This is a genomic window from Lysinibacillus sp. OL1 (assembly GCF_004332175.1).
GTDB classification, from domain to species: Bacteria; Bacillota; Bacilli; order Bacillales_A; family Planococcaceae; genus Lysinibacillus; species Lysinibacillus capsici.
Map to the genome: position 1 here is coordinate 265,868 of NZ_SJDS01000003.1, position 18,204 is coordinate 284,071.

At 37.1% G+C, this 18,204-nt stretch carries 17 protein-coding genes; 9 read left to right on the forward strand and 8 right to left on the reverse strand.

Going from position 1 to position 18,204, the window contains the following annotated elements; translation table 11 throughout:
• From EW028_RS08495 to EW028_RS08505, 3 genes are all read left to right on the forward strand, one after another.
• On the forward strand, positions 1-225 hold the full coding sequence (locus EW028_RS08495) for a hypothetical protein (protein ID WP_048392200.1): 225 nt from the start codon (positions 1-3) through the stop codon (positions 223-225).
• Between the two features lie 111 nt (positions 226-336).
• Positions 337-585 carry a DUF2164 domain-containing protein gene (locus tag EW028_RS08500; RefSeq protein ID WP_048392201.1) on the forward strand — a complete coding sequence of 83 codons (249 nt, stop codon included), beginning with the start codon at positions 337-339 and terminating at the stop codon, positions 583-585.
• A 214-nt stretch (positions 586-799) separates the two neighbouring features.
• On the forward strand, positions 800-1,339 hold the full coding sequence (locus tag EW028_RS08505) for an NADPH-dependent FMN reductase (protein WP_048392202.1): 540 nt from the start codon (positions 800-802) through the stop codon (positions 1,337-1,339).
• Between the two features lie 65 nt (positions 1,340-1,404).
• Here the strand turns inward: EW028_RS08505 and EW028_RS08510 are convergent, their stop codons facing one another.
• Complete coding sequence (locus EW028_RS08510) at positions 1,405-1,584, reverse strand: hypothetical protein (protein ID WP_054550103.1); 180 nt, start codon at positions 1,582-1,584, stop codon at positions 1,405-1,407.
• A 261-nt stretch (positions 1,585-1,845) separates the two neighbouring features.
• On the opposite strand from EW028_RS08510, the gene EW028_RS08515 reads away from it, so the two are divergent.
• Positions 1,846-2,472: a hypothetical protein gene (locus tag EW028_RS08515; protein WP_131520565.1), complete on the forward strand. Its 627-nt coding sequence runs from the start codon at positions 1,846-1,848 to the stop codon at positions 2,470-2,472.
• A gap of 73 nt (positions 2,473-2,545) precedes the next feature.
• On the opposite strand, the gene EW028_RS08520 is transcribed toward EW028_RS08515, so the two are convergent.
• The 3 genes from EW028_RS08520 to EW028_RS08530 form a co-directional block, all read right to left on the reverse strand.
• On the reverse strand, positions 2,546-3,082 hold the full coding sequence (locus EW028_RS08520) for a tubby C-terminal domain-like protein (RefSeq protein WP_131520566.1): 537 nt from the start codon (positions 3,080-3,082) through the stop codon (positions 2,546-2,548).
• Between the two features lie 153 nt (positions 3,083-3,235).
• Positions 3,236-4,495 carry a dicarboxylate/amino acid:cation symporter gene (locus EW028_RS08525; RefSeq protein ID WP_131520567.1) on the reverse strand — a complete coding sequence of 420 codons (1,260 nt, stop codon included), beginning with the start codon at positions 4,493-4,495 and terminating at the stop codon, positions 3,236-3,238.
• A gap of 263 nt (positions 4,496-4,758) precedes the next feature.
• On the reverse strand, positions 4,759-5,808 hold the full coding sequence (locus EW028_RS08530; RefSeq protein ID WP_131520568.1) for a TRAP transporter substrate-binding protein: 1,050 nt from the start codon (positions 5,806-5,808) through the stop codon (positions 4,759-4,761).
• A 111-nt stretch (positions 5,809-5,919) separates the two neighbouring features.
• Here EW028_RS08530 and EW028_RS08535 point away from each other — a divergent pair, with 111 nt between their 5' ends.
• Both EW028_RS08535 and EW028_RS08540 read left to right on the forward strand, forming a co-directional pair.
• The gene (locus EW028_RS08535; protein ID WP_481817329.1) at positions 5,920-7,500 is read left to right on the forward strand and encodes an ATP-binding protein; all 1,581 of its coding nucleotides are present in this window, start codon (positions 5,920-5,922) and stop codon (positions 7,498-7,500) included.
• An 18-nt stretch (positions 7,501-7,518) separates the two neighbouring features.
• Positions 7,519-8,220: a response regulator gene (locus tag EW028_RS08540; protein WP_016993520.1), complete on the forward strand. Its 702-nt coding sequence runs from the start codon at positions 7,519-7,521 to the stop codon at positions 8,218-8,220.
• A 47-nt stretch (positions 8,221-8,267) separates the two neighbouring features.
• Here EW028_RS08540 and EW028_RS08545 read toward each other — a convergent pair whose 3' ends face one another.
• The 4 genes from EW028_RS08545 to EW028_RS08560 form a co-directional block, all read right to left on the reverse strand.
• Positions 8,268-9,236, reverse strand: a complete 969-nt coding sequence (locus tag EW028_RS08545; RefSeq protein WP_048392210.1) for a 4-hydroxy-3-methylbut-2-enyl diphosphate reductase — start codon at positions 9,234-9,236, stop codon at positions 8,268-8,270.
• A gap of 76 nt (positions 9,237-9,312) precedes the next feature.
• The gene (vrrA, locus tag EW028_RS08550; protein ID WP_004227219.1) at positions 9,313-9,807 is read right to left on the reverse strand and encodes a VrrA/YqfQ family protein; all 495 of its coding nucleotides are present in this window, start codon (positions 9,805-9,807) and stop codon (positions 9,313-9,315) included.
• A 161-nt stretch (positions 9,808-9,968) separates the two neighbouring features.
• Complete coding sequence (locus EW028_RS08555) at positions 9,969-10,676, reverse strand: response regulator transcription factor (RefSeq protein WP_004227221.1); 708 nt, start codon at positions 10,674-10,676, stop codon at positions 9,969-9,971.
• The gene (locus EW028_RS08560) at positions 10,669-13,374 is read right to left on the reverse strand and encodes a sensor histidine kinase (RefSeq protein ID WP_131520570.1); all 2,706 of its coding nucleotides are present in this window, start codon (positions 13,372-13,374) and stop codon (positions 10,669-10,671) included. The genes EW028_RS08555 and EW028_RS08560 overlap by 8 nt, the downstream gene beginning before the upstream one ends.
• Positions 13,375-13,747: 373 nt before the next feature.
• On the opposite strand from EW028_RS08560, the gene kdpA reads away from it, so the two are divergent.
• From kdpA to kdpC, 3 genes are read left to right on the forward strand one after another with little or no spacing between them, the layout of a single operon-like run.
• Entirely contained in the window at positions 13,748-15,442 is a 1,695-nt protein-coding gene (gene kdpA, locus EW028_RS08565) for a potassium-transporting ATPase subunit KdpA (protein ID WP_131520571.1), read from the forward strand.
• A 15-nt stretch (positions 15,443-15,457) separates the two neighbouring features.
• Positions 15,458-17,521, forward strand: coding sequence for a potassium-transporting ATPase subunit KdpB (gene kdpB, locus EW028_RS08570; protein WP_131520572.1), 2,064 nt, complete (start codon positions 15,458-15,460; stop codon positions 17,519-17,521).
• 11 nt (positions 17,522-17,532) lie between these two features.
• The gene (gene kdpC / locus EW028_RS08575; protein WP_115674097.1) at positions 17,533-18,177 is read left to right on the forward strand and encodes a potassium-transporting ATPase subunit KdpC; all 645 of its coding nucleotides are present in this window, start codon (positions 17,533-17,535) and stop codon (positions 18,175-18,177) included.
• Positions 18,178-18,204 lie beyond the last annotated feature (27 nt).

Genomic DNA, 18,204 nt, shown 5'->3' on the forward strand with positions numbered 1-18,204 from the left:
ATGGCTAATGAAAGACCAGCTGGTAATAAAGCAGGCAAGCTATGGATCATGATTGGTTTATTCATCGTTGTTTTTGGTATTGGTATGACGGTGATGACCAATATGGTCAATGATAAGAAAATCGATGCAATGACACAGCAATGTGAAGATGATGGTGGACAAGCAATTGTAGCAAAGGAGAAAAACTTTTTATCCACTAGCTACTCATTTGAATGTAAACAATGAGATGGGGCTGAACGCTAGCAGTACTAGTGTTTCAGCCTTTTTGAATGCAAGGAATCTATGACAGTGATAAGATGTAGATAAAATTGATTAACAGAAGTGGAGAGAGTTGTCTTGTTTATTCGTTTATCTAAAGATCAGCAGGAAATGATTCTTGCTGATATTCAACGTTTTTTTTATAATCAGCGTGATGAAGACATTAGTGAATTTGAAGCTGAACGTATGTTAGATTTTATCAAGGAGCATATTGCCCCCTATATTTATAATGCTGCCTTGTCAGATGCCAAGTATGTTGTGGAAAGACAATACGCCTCTATTGAAGAGGAATTAGAGGCATTGGAGCAGCCCATTAAAACAAAATAATCCTCTTTATCCCTCTAGATTAAATATTTGACAGGAAAGAATGGTTGATGATACCTTAATCTTGAATTAGAGATAATTCAATTCTAACTATTCAGAGCTAATTAACGGGTGATGAATAAAGGGATATTTTTCTGACCAAAATGGTTACGAGTGGCGAACACGTACGATAAACCGTGATGGAGTCACAAGAATGGATGATAAGAGGAGGCGTCATATGTTAAAAATCGGTATTATTTTAGGAAGTACGCGAGAAGGTCGTGTAAGCCCACAAGTTGGAGCTTGGGTAAAGGAAGTTGCGGAAAAACGTCGTGATGCGGAATATGAAATTATTGATATCGCTGAATTTAAATTACCATTTTTAGGGGAACCAGGTGGAGATACTTCTGGGGTAGCTGCATGGTCAGAAAAAGTAGCAGCTTGTGACGGCTTTGTCTTTATTGTTGCTGAGTACAATCACTCCATTACAGGTGCATTAAAAAATGCATTAGATTATTTACGAGTTGAATGGAACAATAAAGCTGCTGGTATCGTCTCTTATGGTTCTGTTGGAGGTGCGCGTGCAGCAGAGCATCTACGAGGAATTCTCGGAGAATTGCTAGTTGCAGATGTTCGAGTACATCCAGCACTATCATTATTTACTGATTTTGAAAACGGCTCTGTCTTTAAACCAAAAGAGGTGCAAGCAGATTCAGTTCATCAAATGTTAGATCAGCTTGTGCCATGGTCAACTGCTTTGAAAACAATTCGATCCTAAACTTAAAGCTTTGATTCAGACGGCCGCTTTCAGAAAGCGGTCGTTTTTTGATGAGGTAAAATCCATTAATGTTTGATTTCTTCAAGGACTTTTTCCTTTAAATCATTCTCCATCGAAGATAGTTTTACTGTATTAGTGAGACGCTCTTTTAGTTCTTTATCTGTCATAATGCCACGTTCCTCTAAGATTTGTACAAGCAGATTTAATGTCAGTATATTTTTAATATCCGCTGCTTTTGATGCCATTTAAAACCCTCCATAATGATAGAATTACTACTTCTTAAGTGTACTCCTTTTTGAGAAGCATGACACAGAAAGGACAAAACAAAGCAAATTTATTTCGCGTCCCGGAATATATAGGGAAAAATAAGCGATACAAATTCAATTATAAAGAGTGGAGATACTGTATGGACACTGCATTTTAGTATGAAAAGTATGTGCTGTTTCAAGCTAGAAAAGCGAATATTGTAGTAAAAGGGGACATACCTTCCTATCAGGAGGGATTCAATGGGTAAACGGTTTGGGCTTGTCATCGGACTGTTGGTAGTCATTATATCTATGTTGGTCCTATTTGATAAATTTGCAGGAGAGAAAAGGTCAGAAGCAAATAAAGAGGCTCAATCGCTTATAACAAATGAAGAGTTGAGTCTGGCTCGATTGAAGGATAAGCTACTTGAAAAGTATGTCGGCATTGACGTTAAAACGACGGAAGAAAAGGAATTAGTAATCCAAGTTGTAGGCGGAGAAGACTATTTCCAGTCAATTAAAAAAGATATGGAATCCATAGCAAAAAATGCTTTAAAAACGTCGCCCTTAAAGGACTATCCCATAGTTTTTGAAAGATGGGAGTTTACCTCCTTGCTTGATAACAACAAGATAATGGGGGATGATATGAACCTTTTGATGGAAGATTTAATTGCGGGCTTAGAAGCTTTTGACGTATATGAATATTTAGTTATTGAAAATCGAACAACCATTACCATACAAACAACGATAAAGGGCGCTACGCATGAGGCACTTGAGTTAGCTTTAAGGATGGAAGAAGCCATCAAGAAGATTGTACAAGCAAAAGCATCACAAAATGCTTCCTATGTTATTAACATATTAAATGCCCAACGAGAAAAAATAAATTAGCTGTGTAGAAAAATAACATAGGATTAAGGCATCGAGATTTTAATGCTCGATGCCTTTGACATGTTTAAAGCAGCTATGTAGTTGTTGCAAAGAGAGCTTGATAAAGAGTTGCTAGGAGTGCAACAAAGCGCATATCATCTGCTTGGAAAAGCTTAAACTGTATACCTATCTTTATTAGCTCAGTCTCAATAAAGCTTGCACTCGCAATCTTTTCATCATTGCAATATAAATAAGCAGTAGAGGTAAGATCCTTTTCAAAACGAAATTCTAAATCGTCCATTGTAAATGAATAAGAGGATTCTAATAATTGCACTGTTTTCCGTTGAATGGGTATCAAGCTGCCATCAGGCATAACAATTTGATGGCTGACTCCTTTTGTTAACAGGGTAGATTGTACTTGAAAAAGTGGTGCACCTAATGTAGTTCGTGTCTCATAACGGTACGGTAATGTTTGCTGTGCAGCTACCAGCAAGACAGCATTCAGTACTTTACCAGCAGAGGTACGCTCCATTTTTTGAAGTACACATACTGTTTCGTTGTGTTCATTCACGATTGGAATATCAGTGAAGCTTTTAAAGCCCTTCGGATAGGTAAGTGTAAAAGTTGTCATAAAGAAACCTCCAGTCATTATTTATACGAGGAGGTAGTCGATGAGGTTTCAAGAAACTAGCTCTACGGTGTTTTTTATCTACTTGCCTCTTTATAAATAAAAGAACGGGCTGCTGAAGTAGCAAATACTTTACTTTCAGCAGCCCTTTTCATTTTAGGACATTTGGGTATGACCGGACAGAGCACGCTTTTCCTGCTCTGTATCAAATTCTTTTTCCATTTTTGACACGACCACTGTTGCTACACCATTACCAATTAGATTTGTAACTGCACGTGCTTCTGACATGAAGCGATCGACGCCGATTAAAAGGGCAATCCCCTCTACTGGGATCATCGGGAATGCTGCTAATGTTGCTGCAAGTGTAATAAAGCCAGAGCCTGTTACACCAGCTGCCCCTTTAGAAGTAAGCATTAAGATGGCTAATAACGTAATTTGATGCCAAACATCTAAATCCACACCATAGGCTTGCGCAATAAAGATAGCAGCCATTGATAAGTAAATGGATGTTCCATCTAAGTTAAATGAATAGCCTGTAGGAATCACTAGCCCTACCACTTGCTTTGAACAACCATAGTTTTCAAGCTTACGCATCATGGAAGGTAATGCAGATTCAGATGAAGATGTTCCGATAACGATAAAGATTTCATCTTTAATGTACTTGATAAATTTAAAAATACTAAAGCCGAAGTAATGGGTAATCAATCCAATGATCACAACAATAAAAATGAACATTGTCATGTAAACAGATAGCATTAAAAATCCTAAGTTTCCTAATGATTTAAGTCCAAAATTTCCGATTGTATAACTCATGGCACCAAACGCACCAATAGGAGAAATTTTCATCACCATGTTAACGATTTTAAAGAAAATATCTGCAACTTGCTCGAAAAATTTAATAACAGGTTTAGCTGGTTCTCCAATCGCCGCCGCAGCTAGTCCAAATAAAACAGCTGAGAACAAGACTGGTAATAATTCACCATTTGCTAAAGCACCAACTACATTTTCAGGAATAATTTGCATAACAAATGCACCTAAACCATGCTCTGCAGCCGCAGCGTCTGTATATTGTGAAACATCAGCACCGCTTGCTGCATCTGTATTAAAACCTTTACCTGGTTGAACAATATTGACAACGATTAAGCCAATTGCAAGGGCAAAAGTTGAAACAATTTCAAAATAAATTAAAGCTTTTCCACCAATTTTACCAACCTTTTTGACATCCCCCATGCTACCAATGCCGATTACGACTGTTAAGAAGATAATTGGTGCTATTAACATTTTAATAAGTTTAATAAATATATCCGCCAAGATTTTGAGCTTTGCCCCGAATTCTGGGAATGTTGCTCCGATGATAATCCCTAGTACAATGGCGATCAATACTTGTACTGTTAAGTTTTTAAAATTTATCCGCATATAGTTCTCCCCCTACAACATCTATGAATATTGTGTGAACGCTTTCATGTGGTTATCATAGCTGAAATTTTCCGACAATAGTGTTTATGACCGTAATGGTTGTATTGTTCATTTTGTTCATTCTGAGAGGAAAAGAAGTTAAGGCTAGTAATATCAAGGGTTTTAAGCTGTTTTATAGTAGTTGTAAGATTGGTGAATCTATTATAATACAAAAGAAAAAATCCTTACGTATTGTAAGGATTTTTCATTAATGAACAAAAGTATTAAGGAGCAACGATTTTTTTAATCTCTGCTAAGATTTGATCGTTTTGAAGATGGGCTCTATAAAAATCATAAACAGGTGCAAGTTGTTCCTTAAAGCGCTGTCTTTCTTGGGGACTCATTGTATACACATCAAAATCATCTAGCTGTTTCAGCTTGTCCATATCTTGTTCATTCATAAGTTCAGCCTGCTCAAATTGCCAATCGGTTGTTTCTTTCATAGCATCCAACAACTGATGCTGAATTTTGATAGGTAAAGAATTCCAAAAGGTTTCATTCATTAACACAGCATAGCCTAAAATTCCATGCTGGGTGATCGTCATATGCTTTTGTACTTTGTAAAAACCCTTTGAATAGATATTTGAAGCGGTATTTTCTTGTGCATCTATTGCATGCTTCTCTAAATCCGAAAAGACCTCACTAAAAGAAATAGGTATAGGTGTTGCTTTGACCACTTCAAATTGCTTTTCTAATGTTTTACTTGGCATCGTACGCACTCGTAAGCCCTGCAAATCTTCAAAAGTATGAATAGGCTGCTTAACAGAGGTTAGATGCTTAAACCCATTGTACCAAAAGCCAAGCCCTTTAATATGGAACGGCTCTAGCTCATTCACCAATTGTTCACCAATAGAACCCGTTAGGACTTCCTTTACTTGCTCATTTGTATTAAATAGAAAGGGTAAATCAAGCACCTGCCAATTAGGAACATAAGCTGTCATTTTAGAAAAAGTAGGAATGATCATTTCCACTTCTCCCTTTTGCAATGCCTGAAATTCATTTTCATCATTAAATAAAGAGGAGTTGGAGTAGACATGTACTTTGACCCTCCCATTTGTTTTTTCTTCTACTAGCTCAGCAAATTTGTTGGCAGCTTGACCTTTAGGGGTATTTTCAGCGACGACATGACTTAAGTGAATTGTTATCTGTGTGTCTAAACCCTTTTGCTCATCATCATAGGGAAGCGGCTTGGCGAATAGTAATCCTTGCTGAACACTGATAGTGAGGATTAACACAAACACAGTTATAATCGTTCCAATAATAAATTTTTTCATTGTATACACCCAATTAATTCGTATTTTCTGATGTTTTTGTTATTCTAACATATGGAGTAAGCTAAAATATAGTAGGAGGGAGGCGGTCAGTTGAAATTTCAGAAGTTATCCATGCAAAGAAAAATTATGTCTCTAACTTTTTTTATTCTCATGCTTTCCTTTAGCATTGGCGGTACCTTTTTGTTAGGTTTTGTCATGAATGAGCAAAAGACCAAACTAAGTGATCAAGCACTTCTTGTAGCAAAAACCGTCTCACAGCTTCCTGAAATAAAAACATATATTGCTAGTGAAAATTACTATGATGCCGTACAGCATATTAATCCTGTTGTAGAAGAAATCCGTGATATCAATGGGGCAAAATATATTGTTGTTCTTGATATGCAACGACGAAAATATTCTCATCCTAATAGCCAGGAACTTGGTCGAATATCACAATCTGGAGATTTAAACGCTGCTTTTTCAGAGCATTACTATACGTCGATTGCACGTGGGGAACATGGTAATATGGTTCGTGCGTTTGTTCCGATTATGAATCATGAAGGACAACAAATAGGTGTTACAGTAGTAGGGTACAGTGTTCTTACGGTAGTGGAGTTACTGCAAACAATGCAAACCGAACTAATGATTACTGTTCTATTATCGTTACTATTTAGTGCATGGGGAGCACGAACATTGGGGCTTCATATGAAAAAGCAAATGTTTGGATTAGAGCCGCATGAAATTGCCAAAATGTATGTAGAACGTACAGAAACGTTTAATGCCATGCACGAAGGCATCATTGCTATCGATAATGATTTGACCATAACGATTTTTAATGAAAAAGCCTGTGATATCTTAGGCGTTTATGAAAAACCCTCTACATTGATAGGACAGAAAATCTTTCATGTCTTGCCAGATACACGACTTCCTGAAATTTTAGAGCTGGATCAGCCGTTATTTAATCGTGAGCTGTATATTAATAATCATAGTATTATGAGTAATCGAATTCCAATACAGGTTAATGGCGAAACTGTTGGTGCAGTGGCCATGTTTAAAGACCGTACGGAAGTGAAAAAGCTTGCCGAAGAATTAACAGGCGTTAGAGCATTTGTCCAAGCCCTTCGTGTACAAACACATGAACATAAAAATAAACTGCATACGATAGCGGGTCTTTTACAGCTAGGTCATCATGAACAGGCACTTTCCTACTTAACACAAGTGAAGGAAGAGCATGATGAAATCACTAACTTTTTAAACGAACGAATAAAAAATGAAAATATTTCTGGGCTATTGCTCAGTAAAATTTCCTATGCGAAGGAACAAGGAATTCGTTTGGAAATTGACCGTGAAAGCCGATTAACATCATTTCCAGCTAATTTGGATCATCATGATTTCGTCATTCTCTTTGGTAATTTGATAGAAAATGCGTTTGATGCATTAAAGGATGTACAGGTCGAGGAGAAGGTGATTCATGTTTCTGTGGATGAAGATGATGACGTTTTAGCCATATTAGTAACCGATAATGGTGTTGGCATGACGGAAGAGGTCAAACAGCACATTTTTGATAATGGTTATTCTACAAAAGAGAAAAACTACCGTGGAATAGGATTATTTTTAATAAAGGAAATTGTCGAAAAAGGGCAGGGTGACATCGAAGTCATCAGTGAGCCGAACAAAGGAACAAGTTTTTTAATCACCTTTTATTATTCATAATGGGATGGAGGGCTAGCAGTGGCACAAATCAGGGTATTATTAATAGAGGATGATCCAATGGTACGAGAGGTAAATCGTCAATTTATTGAAAAGGTAGAGCATTTTCAAGTGGTTGGACAGGCACCTAATGGGTTAGAAGGCATTACGCAAATTTGCCAACTGAAGCCTGATTTAGTTTTTATGGATATTTTTATGCCAGAGCAAGATGGTATTACAAGCTTACGCAAAATACGTGAGCTCGATCTACCAGTAGATGTTATTACCGTGACAGCCGCAAATGATATGGAGACAGTGAAACAGATACTGCATCTAGGTGTTTTTGATTATATTATGAAGCCCTTTTCTTTTGAACGTGTTAAAGGGACACTTGACAATTATTTACGCTTTAACAAGCAAACTCAAACAGAACGAGAGCTCACACAGGGAGAATTAGATCAGTTATTTCATTATCGTGATGGACAAACCATGTTGGATCAATCTGTTACATTGAAATCCGAAAAAAATCTCCCAAAAGGTTTTAATCGTACAACACTTGAAAAAGTTGTGCACTTTTTACAATCGGTGGATGGTGCCTCAGCGGAAGAAGTAGCCAGTGGAATTGGCATTGCCCGCGTAACAGCTAGAAGATATTTAGATTACCTCGAAAAACAAGAGGAAATCACAATGGATGTCCATTATGGTGGCATTGGTCGTCCTATAAACTATTACTTTAGTAAATAAAGAAAATCCTGATTGTCAAAATGACCATCAGGATTTTTTGCGAGTAATTAATAAGGCATAATTTTATCAACAGGTGTTGGTGTCTTAATCTTTGGCAGAATTTTATCTAGTGTTACTGTACGCTTAATCTCGTGTGTAGATGGATCATTTTCATCAAATTGATCAAGGAAGTTAATAACCTCTTTTACAATTGGTGTTGGCGTAGAAGCACCTGCTGTTACAGCAACGATGTTGATACCTTTTAACCATTCTACTTTTAGCTCTGAAACATCTGCAATTCGATAGGATGGTGTTCCTGCAATTTCTACAGAAACTTGTGTTAAGCGGTTCGAGTTATTAGATTTAGGATCACCTACAACAATAAGTAAATCCGCTTCACCTGCTTGCTGTGCAACAGCCTCTTGACGGACTTGTGTAGCTAAACAGATCTCTTTGTGTACCTCAATATGTGGGAATTTTTCTTTTAAACTATCCATTAAATGGGCGACATCCCATTGGCTCATTGTCGTTTGATTTGTGACAAGTAATTTATCATTCGTTAATTGTAAAGCATCAATATCGTTAGAAGACTGTACTAAGTGGACATGATCTGGGGCAACGCCAATAGCACCCTCTGGTTCGGGATGTCCTTTTTTACCAATATAAATAATGTCATAGCCTTCTGCTGATTTTTCACGAATTAAATCGTGGGTAACTGTTACATCAGGACATGTAGCATCAATGGACACTAAGCCTTTTCGCTTCGCAATCTCACGAATTTCCGGTGAAACACCATGTGCTGTAAAAATGACAGTACCTGTTTCAACTTGTTCAATAATTTCTAGGCGGTTATCACCATCTAACGTGATGATCCCATCCTCTTCAAACGCATCTGTGACGTGTTTATTATGCACAATCATCCCTAAGATGTAGATAGGTCTTGGTAATGTTTTATCAAGTGCGGCGTTACGAGCGATCACCATCGCATCCACAACACCGTAGCAATAGCCACGTGGATTAATTTTTAATACTTGCATGGTGGTTGTGACTCCTTTCAAGCTTACCTATCTACATTATAACGGACAGTGACAGTGAATACAAAGAAACGTTCATTTACATTGGTGGTTGGAAAATACGTGGTTTAGATGGAAGTGGCTCGGGAGGCGTAAATGATGCACTTTGCCTAGATGACCGTCTACTTCCAGCAGCCTTACTATCGCTTCCTGCTGCTTCTGTTGCTCCACCGCCAGCGGAAGGAAGTCCTTGGAATCCTTTATACAATTTTAAAAGTGATGGAATATTTTTCACCATCGGCATAGCTTGTTGGATATAGGGGGTATAGGTTTTGGCTGTATTAAATAAACTGTTGGCTTGCTGTAAAAATGAACCGACTTTTGAAGCTTCTTGCACAGGTGGCATCGGCATTTGCCCTCCAAATGAACCTATTCCATTAGCCATTGGAAAGCCGCCTGGAATTCGTGGTTGAACAGGGAAGCCTCCAGGCGGGAAAAAGGACTGTGGTGACATCTGTGGAGGTGTTTGCATGGGCATGGGCATTCTCATGCCACCCGGATACATTGGGTATGGATAAGGTGGTCGAAATACCATAATGATCTCCTTTCTACTTGTTTTTCATTGATGACATACCTGACTATAGCTATGATATGCAAAGGCTAATAGGAGGGTTCAATAAAGCTACATAAAAGCAAAATGTAATATGGAATTTGTAAAGTAGAAGTCCAAATACAGCTAGACCTTAGGCTCCATATTCATTCATCCTCTTCATGATAGCGAAGCATTCGATAGCCTACCCGTACATGTGTCTGAATAAGTTTGGGCTGTGCTGGATTAACTTCTATTTTTTTTCGAAGTGTAGCCATAAATACTCGTAAACTTGGAACATCTGATTGAAGAGCGTTTTGCCAGATTTCCTTTAAAATATAATTATGTGTTAGAACTTTCCCAACATTTTTGGATAAAACAATTAAAAGTTTATATTCAATCGGCGTCACATGTATTTCTTTTCCATTTACAAATACTGTATGATCAACATAATTAATTTGAAGATAACCATTTGTGAAAATGGGATTCTCTTTTTCAAGTGGTTGTTCATAGGCCATTCTTCTTAAGGCAACCCGAATTCTTGCTAATAATTCTTCCACACTAAATGGCTTTGTTACATAATCATCTGCACCTGCATCCAAAGCATTAATTTTATCATGTTCTTCTCCACGAGCACTTACGACGATAATTGGTGTTTGATTCCAACTTCTAATTTTTGTGATTAGTTCTACGCCATCTATGTCTGGTAGACCTAAATCTAAAATAAAAACGTCAGGTTTTATGGTAAGAGCCTTTTGAAGGGCACTATTACCATCACGTGCAATGTCGAATTCATAATGGTTTGTCGCTAATGTCATTTTGATTAAATTGGCAATTGCTACATCGTCCTCAACTACTAGAATTCTTTTACTCATCAAATTTCATTACTCCTTTTTTCAGCGAAAAGTTAAAAATCGTTCCTTGTGGTTTATTATCTGAAACGTTTATGCTGCTACCATGTAATTTTAAAATTGTTTGACAGAGTGCTAAGCCTAAACCAAGACCACGTCTACTATCACTGCGTTGTACTTTTCCAGTTGTAAATGGCTCAAACAAGCTACTTTTTAAAGCGTCATCGATTCCAGGCCCATTGTCAGAAATACTAAAACTTACGAATCCATCTGATTCTTTCACTATGATCGTAATGGCACTACCTGGTGGGGTGTAAGTCAATGCATTATCGATGATATTAATGAAAACTTGTATGATGAGTCGAGCATCCATTAAAGCAAATAAAAACTCAGGTTTAATTTCATAAGATATTTTATGTGTATTGTTTTGACGAATAACATGGGAAAGTGCCTCTTGAATAATATCTTCTACTAGTTCAATTTGCATTTCTAACGCAAATTGCCCATCCTCTAACTTAGATACAGCTAGTAAATTTTCAACCATTTGTACAAGCCATTTTGAATTTTTATAAATATCTTCATACAATGTATTTTTTTCAATCTCTGGTATTAGTGGTGCATTGTTGAGTAAGATATCTGCATTTCCAGAGATAGCAGTGAGTGGTGTCCTAAGGTCATGAGAGATTGCACGTAAAAGGTTAGCTCGCATCTGTTCCATTTCAGCTTCTCGCGCTACTTCCTCATTAAGTTTCTGTAAATACCATTTATCCAAAGCGAATGAAAAATCATTAATAATGGCGTGCAAAATATTGCGCTCAAATGCAGGCAATGGGGAGACTTTAGATAGGGCAATACCTATAACACCCTTCACATCTCCATTAGAAATAACAGGTATATAATAAGCGTTCACTTCAGGAAAGATGTCTGTAGATACACCTGCTACATGCCTATTATTTGTAACCCAACTAACAACACCACATTCATTTGGATTATCGAAAAGTACAGCTATTTTTTGATTTTCACTACTAGACATTGTTTCAGTACGAAAGAAAGATGATTTCTCAATTACCTGGTTATTTATTTCGAAAAATTGTACAGGCTTTTCTACTAATTTAACAATTTGAGACATGCCTTCAACTATTATTTCTTCAATAGACTTAGCATGTTGAAGCCTACGATTTGTTTCAAGGAGCACCTCCATTCGATAAGATTTACGAATGGCTATAATGGTTTGCTCCTTTATCTTCTTTGTTAAGCTACTCGTAATTACGCCAGAGATAAACATGATAAAAAATGTCATTGGATAGTCACGATGATAAGCATCAAATGAAAATCGAGGCTCTGTAAAAAAGTAATTAAAAAGTAAGACAGCAATAATGGAGTTAATAATACTCATCATCGATCCAGTTGACCAAATAGCAAGGATGAGGACCCCTAAAATGTAAATTGTAATGATGTTTGACTCGCTTATACCTATTGAATATAGATATAAGCCGACAATTGATATGAAGCAAAATACGATAAACATTTTGAACAAATCAAGCCATTCAAATGATAATTTATTACTTATACTAGGAAAATAAAATGGTTCATTTTCTTGATCTGGTACTATGTGTAAGGCTAAGTTCGGAACAAATTCATTCAGGCGGTCACTTATTTTTGTGCTTGGTCGCCACCATTTTTTCCTCATACTTGTTCGTCCGATAACAAGTTTCGTGACCCCACTAATTTGAGCATAATTAGCAAGGGCTGCTGCTACGTCGTCTTCTTGAACGATGACGACATGGCCGCCAAGCTGTTCCACAAGTTTAATGTGTTGTTGTAATCGTTCTGAATTTGCACTACTTCCTTCTTGCTCCTGCAGGTTTTGTACATAAAGAGCAGTAAATTTACCGTGTAATGCTTGTGCAAGTCTTGCAGTGGTTCTAATAACTTTTGCATTTGTAGGAGAGCTACTGATACCAACTAGTAGGTGTTCTTCAATTTGTACAGGGTGTTTGACAGATTCATGGTTGTTTATTTGTTTATAGTTGATTGTATCCGCTGCTCTACGTAATGCGATTTCTCGTAATGATACTAAATTTTGTTTACGGAAAAAAGAATGCAGTGCTTTTTCCGCTTGTTGTTTTGCATAAACTTTACCTTCTTGTAGGCGTTGTATTAGTTCATCTGGTTCAATATCTACAACTTTTATTTGAGATGCTTGATCAATTAAGTAATCAGGGATACGCTCTCGTACTTTAATGTCAGTAATTTCTTCTACTAAGTCATGAAGGCTTTCAATATGTTGAATATTTACAGTTGTATAAACATGAATCCCCTTTGACAGTAGTTCTTCAACATCTCCAAAACGCTTCTTGTGCCGCATTGTTGGAACATTGGAATGTGCCAATTCATCGATAAGAACAATTTCTGGCTTGCGCTGCAATACGGCATCAATATCTAATTCATAAAAAGCTTTTCCTCTATAGCTTATTTTTTTCGTCGGAATTTGCTCAAGCCCTTCTAGTAAAGCTAACGTATCTGGACGAGGATGCGGTTCTACATAGCCAACCACCACATCTTTACCTAATTTTTGAGCTTGATGTGCTGCATCTAACATTGCGTAAGTTTTACCTACTCCAGCAGCATAACCGAGAAAGATTTTTAAATTCCCTAAAATTTGTTGCTCCTGTTGAAGTCTAGCTAAAAACATCTCAGGAGTTGGACGTGTATTTTCCATCCTCGTTCACCTCATTTGTATTATAGCGTTAACTCCCATTAAGAAAGTATAAAGATTTTGCCTCTTTATGCTTTCTTAATAGAAAAGTAGATTTCCTAACACTACATTAATTTGAAAGTCAGTATGATGAGAACAACCTAAATGAAGGAGGGGTATTTTATTGATGGACTTTTATATGGTTGTATTGTTACTGATAAGCTTCGGAAGTCTTTTGTCATTAACTACATGGTGCTTCAAGCTAGTGGATGAGCAATAAGGAGGAGATAGGAATGTGGATTTTTATCGGGATTGTACTTGTATTCTTGTTTGGTTATCTAGGGCATGCATTACTTTGTCCTGAAAATTATTAAAGGCTGTTAGGAGGTAATGCACTATGTGGCAAATAGCCATAGTATTAATTATTTATTTACCGCTCGTTATCTTAACTGGGCATTATCTATATCGAGTAACATTACATCAAAAAACATGGCTTGATCCTATTTTAGACAAAGTTGATGCAGTAATTTATAAATTGTGTGGCATTAAACAAGTAGATATGAATGGTAAAGAATATGTACTTTCATTAATACTTTCAAATGCAATTATGGTTTTTATTGGATATTTTTTGTTGCGCATTCAATCATTCCTGTTTTTAAATCCAAATAATATTAGCAATATGGAAGCTACACTTTCATTTAACACAATCATTTCTTTTATAACCAACACAAATCTTCAACATTATAGCGGTGAATCTGGACTCAGTTATTTATCACAGATGCTAGTCATTATCTTCATGATGTTTACATCTGCAGCTACTGGTTATGCAGCTTGTATGGCGTTCTGTCGTCGCCTTGTTGCGAAAACAGATACTATTGGGAATTTCTTTATTGATTTTGTTCGTGTTATTACGCGTATTTTAATGCCTATCTCCATCGTTGTTGCCATTATTTTAGTATCTCAAGGGACACCACAAACCTTAAGTGCAAATAAAACAGTACAAACAATCGAAGGAAAATTACAAGATATTGCACTTGGACCTGTTGCTTCTCTAGAATCGATTAAGCATATAGGTACGAATGGTGGGGGCTTTAACGGAGCCAATTCAACAACACCTTTTGAAAATCCAACCGTTCTCTCAAATATAGTGGAGATGTTATCGATGATGCTATTGCCGGGCGCTTGTGTAGTTGCCTTTAGTTTGATGATTGCTTATAGAAAAAAGAAAACTATTTTTGGAAAACAAGGTTTAGCTATTTTTGCAGCAATGAGTATATTGTTTCTACTCGGATTAGTGACTGTGTACATAGCAGAGAAGGCTGGTAATCCAATTATAAGTGAACTCGGTATAACACAGGAGCTAGGGAGCATGGAAGGAAAAGAAATGCGTTTTGGAGTAGTACAATCAGCATTATTTACCACTGTCACTACTGCGTTTACAACAGGATCTGTTAACAATATGCACGATACATTGACGCCTCTTGGGGGTCTAGTACCGATGTTTAATATGATGCTAAATGTTGTGTTTGGTGGTAAAGGGGTCGGCCTGATGAACATGATGATGTATGTTCTACTAACAATTTTTATTGCCTGTTTAATGATTGGGCGATCTCCTCAGTTTTTAGGTAAAAAGATTGAAGAGAAAGAAATGAAATTAATTGCTCTATGCATTTTGATTCATCCGGCTATTATTTTGCTATTTTCAGCACTAGCAGTTGTAACACCAACAGGAATAGCAGGGATAACGAATCCAGGTGCTCACGGATTATCACAGGTTTTATATGAATTTGCTTCAGCCTCTGCCAACAACGGCTCAGGGTTCGAAGGGTTAGCAGATAACTCCACATTTTGGAACGTGACAACAGGACTTGCAATGTTCTTTGGACGATATTTAACCATTATCATTCAACTTGCGATTGCGTCACTACTTGCCAAAAAATTTTGGCACAGTGATTCAAAAGGAACATTAAAAACGGATAATACTACTTTTACTTTTTTACTAGTGGCTATCGTTTTAATGATTGGTGCCCTAACATTTTTACCAGCTTTAGCACTTGGTCCAATTACAGAGCATTTACAACTTTATTCTTAATGGAGGAGAGAGCATATGGAAACAGTAAGAAAGAGTTTTTTGACAAGTAAGATGCTGAAAAATGCAATGATAGACGCTTTAAAAAAGTTTAGTCCCACTTATATGCTAAAAAATCCTGTTATGTTTGTTGTAGAAGTAGGATTTTTGTTTGTGGTGCTATTAGTTCTTTTTCCAAATATGTTTGGGAGTGTAGTTGAAGAACACGCTCGATTATACAATGGAATAGTTGCTATCCTACTTTTTGTTACAATTCTATTTGCTAATTTTGCAGAGTCAATTGCAGAAGGAAGAGGTAAAGCACAAGTTCAAACTTTAAAAAAAACAAAGACAGTGACACAGGCTCGTGTGTTGCTTCATGATGGTACGGAAATCCTTAAACAGGCCAATGACCTAAAAAAAGGAGATATTGTATTAGTTCAAGCTGGAGAGGTAATTCCAAATGATGGGGAAGTCATTGATGGCATTGCTACTGTGGATGAATCGGCAATAACAGGTGAATCTGCCCCTGTTGTAAAAGAACGAGGCGGCGATTTTTCATCCGTTACGGGTGGTACGACGGTTACGAGTGATTGGTTGATGATTGAAATTACTTCATTGCCTGGCGAATCATTTCTGGATAAAATGATTTCGCTTATTGAAGGGGCTAGCCGTAAGAAAACACCAAATGAAATAGCCCTTAATACACTTCTAGTAAGTTTAACAATTATCTTTCTGTTAGTGGTAGTGTCCCTCTATCCAATGACTATGTATTTGAATGTGCCAATTTCTATCGCAACATTAATAGCACTTACAGTTTGTTTAATTCCTACAACGATTGGTGGATTATTATCCGCAATTGGTATTGCAGGTATGGATAGGGTAACACAATTTAACGTCATCGCAATGTCTGGGAGAGCGGTGGAAGCCTGTGGAGATGTGGATACATTAATCTTAGATAAGACTGGCACGATAACATATGGCAATCGAATGGCAGCTGAGTTTCTACCAGTAAAAGGAGTTGCCAGGGAAGAGTTAATGCAAGCTGCATGGCTTAGTTCTCTAACAGATGATACACCTGAGGGAAAATCTATCTTATCGCTTGCTTGCGAATTAGGGGTGAATACGGACGGTGAAAAAAGCATTATCCAGACAAGTAAACATATTCCCTTTACTGCACAAACACGAATGAGTGGCTTGGATAGGGTGGATGGCACAAAAATTCGAAAAGGTGCCTATGATACGATAAAAAGAGAGAGTTTGAAGGCAGGGTACAGTATTCCTTCAAATCTAGAGTTGCTGGTTCAACAAGTATCTACAGTAGGGGGGACGCCTCTGGTCGTAGCACTGAATGATAAAATTTTAGGCGTTATTTATCTAAAGGATATTGTCAAGGCTGGGCTAAAGGAACGTTTTGAACAGCTTCGTGAAATGGGGATTAAAACCATTATGTGTACAGGAGATAATCCACTTACAGCAGCAGCCATTGCAAAGGAAGCTGGAGTAGATAGCTTTATCGCAGAAAGCAAACCTGAGGATAAGATTCAAGTCATTAAGGATGAACAGGCACAAGGGAAGGTAGTAGCAATGACTGGTGATGGTACAAATGATGCACCAGCGTTAGCGCAGGCCAATGTTGGTCTTGCAATGAATTCAGGTACAAATGCAGCAAAAGAAGCAGCTAATATGGTTGATTTAGATTCAAATCCAACTAAAATTATTGAAATTGTAGAGATAGGGAAGCAGCTTCTGATGACACGTGGCGCTTTAACAACATTTAGTATCGCTAACGATATAGCAAAATATTTTGCCATCATACCTGCTATGTTGATGGTGGCTGTACCTGAGATGAGCGCATTAAACATAATGAAACTTAATTCTTCAACAAGTGCGATTATTTCTGCCTTAATTTTTAATGCAGTCATTATTCCCTTGTTAATTCCAATTGCAATAAAGGGAGTAACGTATAAACCAATGAGTGCTACAAAACTTTTGAATAAAAATTTATTAGTCTATGGTATAGGTGGTATTATAGCTCCTTTTATTGGGATTAAGTTAATTGACATACTAGTTGGTCCACTATGCCGTAGTTTTGGGCTATAGGAGGAAGGTACATGCGAAAACTATTTATGAACTTAAAGCAAGCAATTCTTATTACAATAACAATGTTTATACTGTGTGGGCTAATCTACCCTTTTGCGGTGACTGCTTTAGCTCAAGGATTACTCCATCATCAAGCAAATGGTAGTTTACTAGAAATCAATGGTAAAGCTGTTGGTTCAGAACTGATCGGTCAATCCTTTTCAGCACCATCATATTTCTGGGGACGTGTTTCAGCCATTCATTATAATGTTTATACTGAGGATGATACGGTACCAGACAAAAATGGTCAGTTAAATTATAGTGGTGTGACTTCTGGAACTTTTAACTATGCACCATCTAATCCAGAATTGAAGAAGCGAATTGAAGCAGATATCAAGAAGTTTCTACTTGCAAACCCAACAGTAAAACGCCAAGATATACCTGCAGATTTAATGACAGCTTCTGGCTCAGGGCTGGATCCACATATTAGTGTGAAGGCTGCAAACATTCAAGTGAAGCGCATTGCCCTAGCAAGCGGTCTTTCAGAAGAAGAGATTGAAAAAATCATTGAAGAAAATACGGAGAAACGAACACTAGGAATCTTTGGAGAAAATAAAGTGAACGTTCTAATGGCGAATTTAACTATCATGAAAAAAATGGATAATAGACAAGAATAATAACTATAAAATCAGGTAGAGAAATGC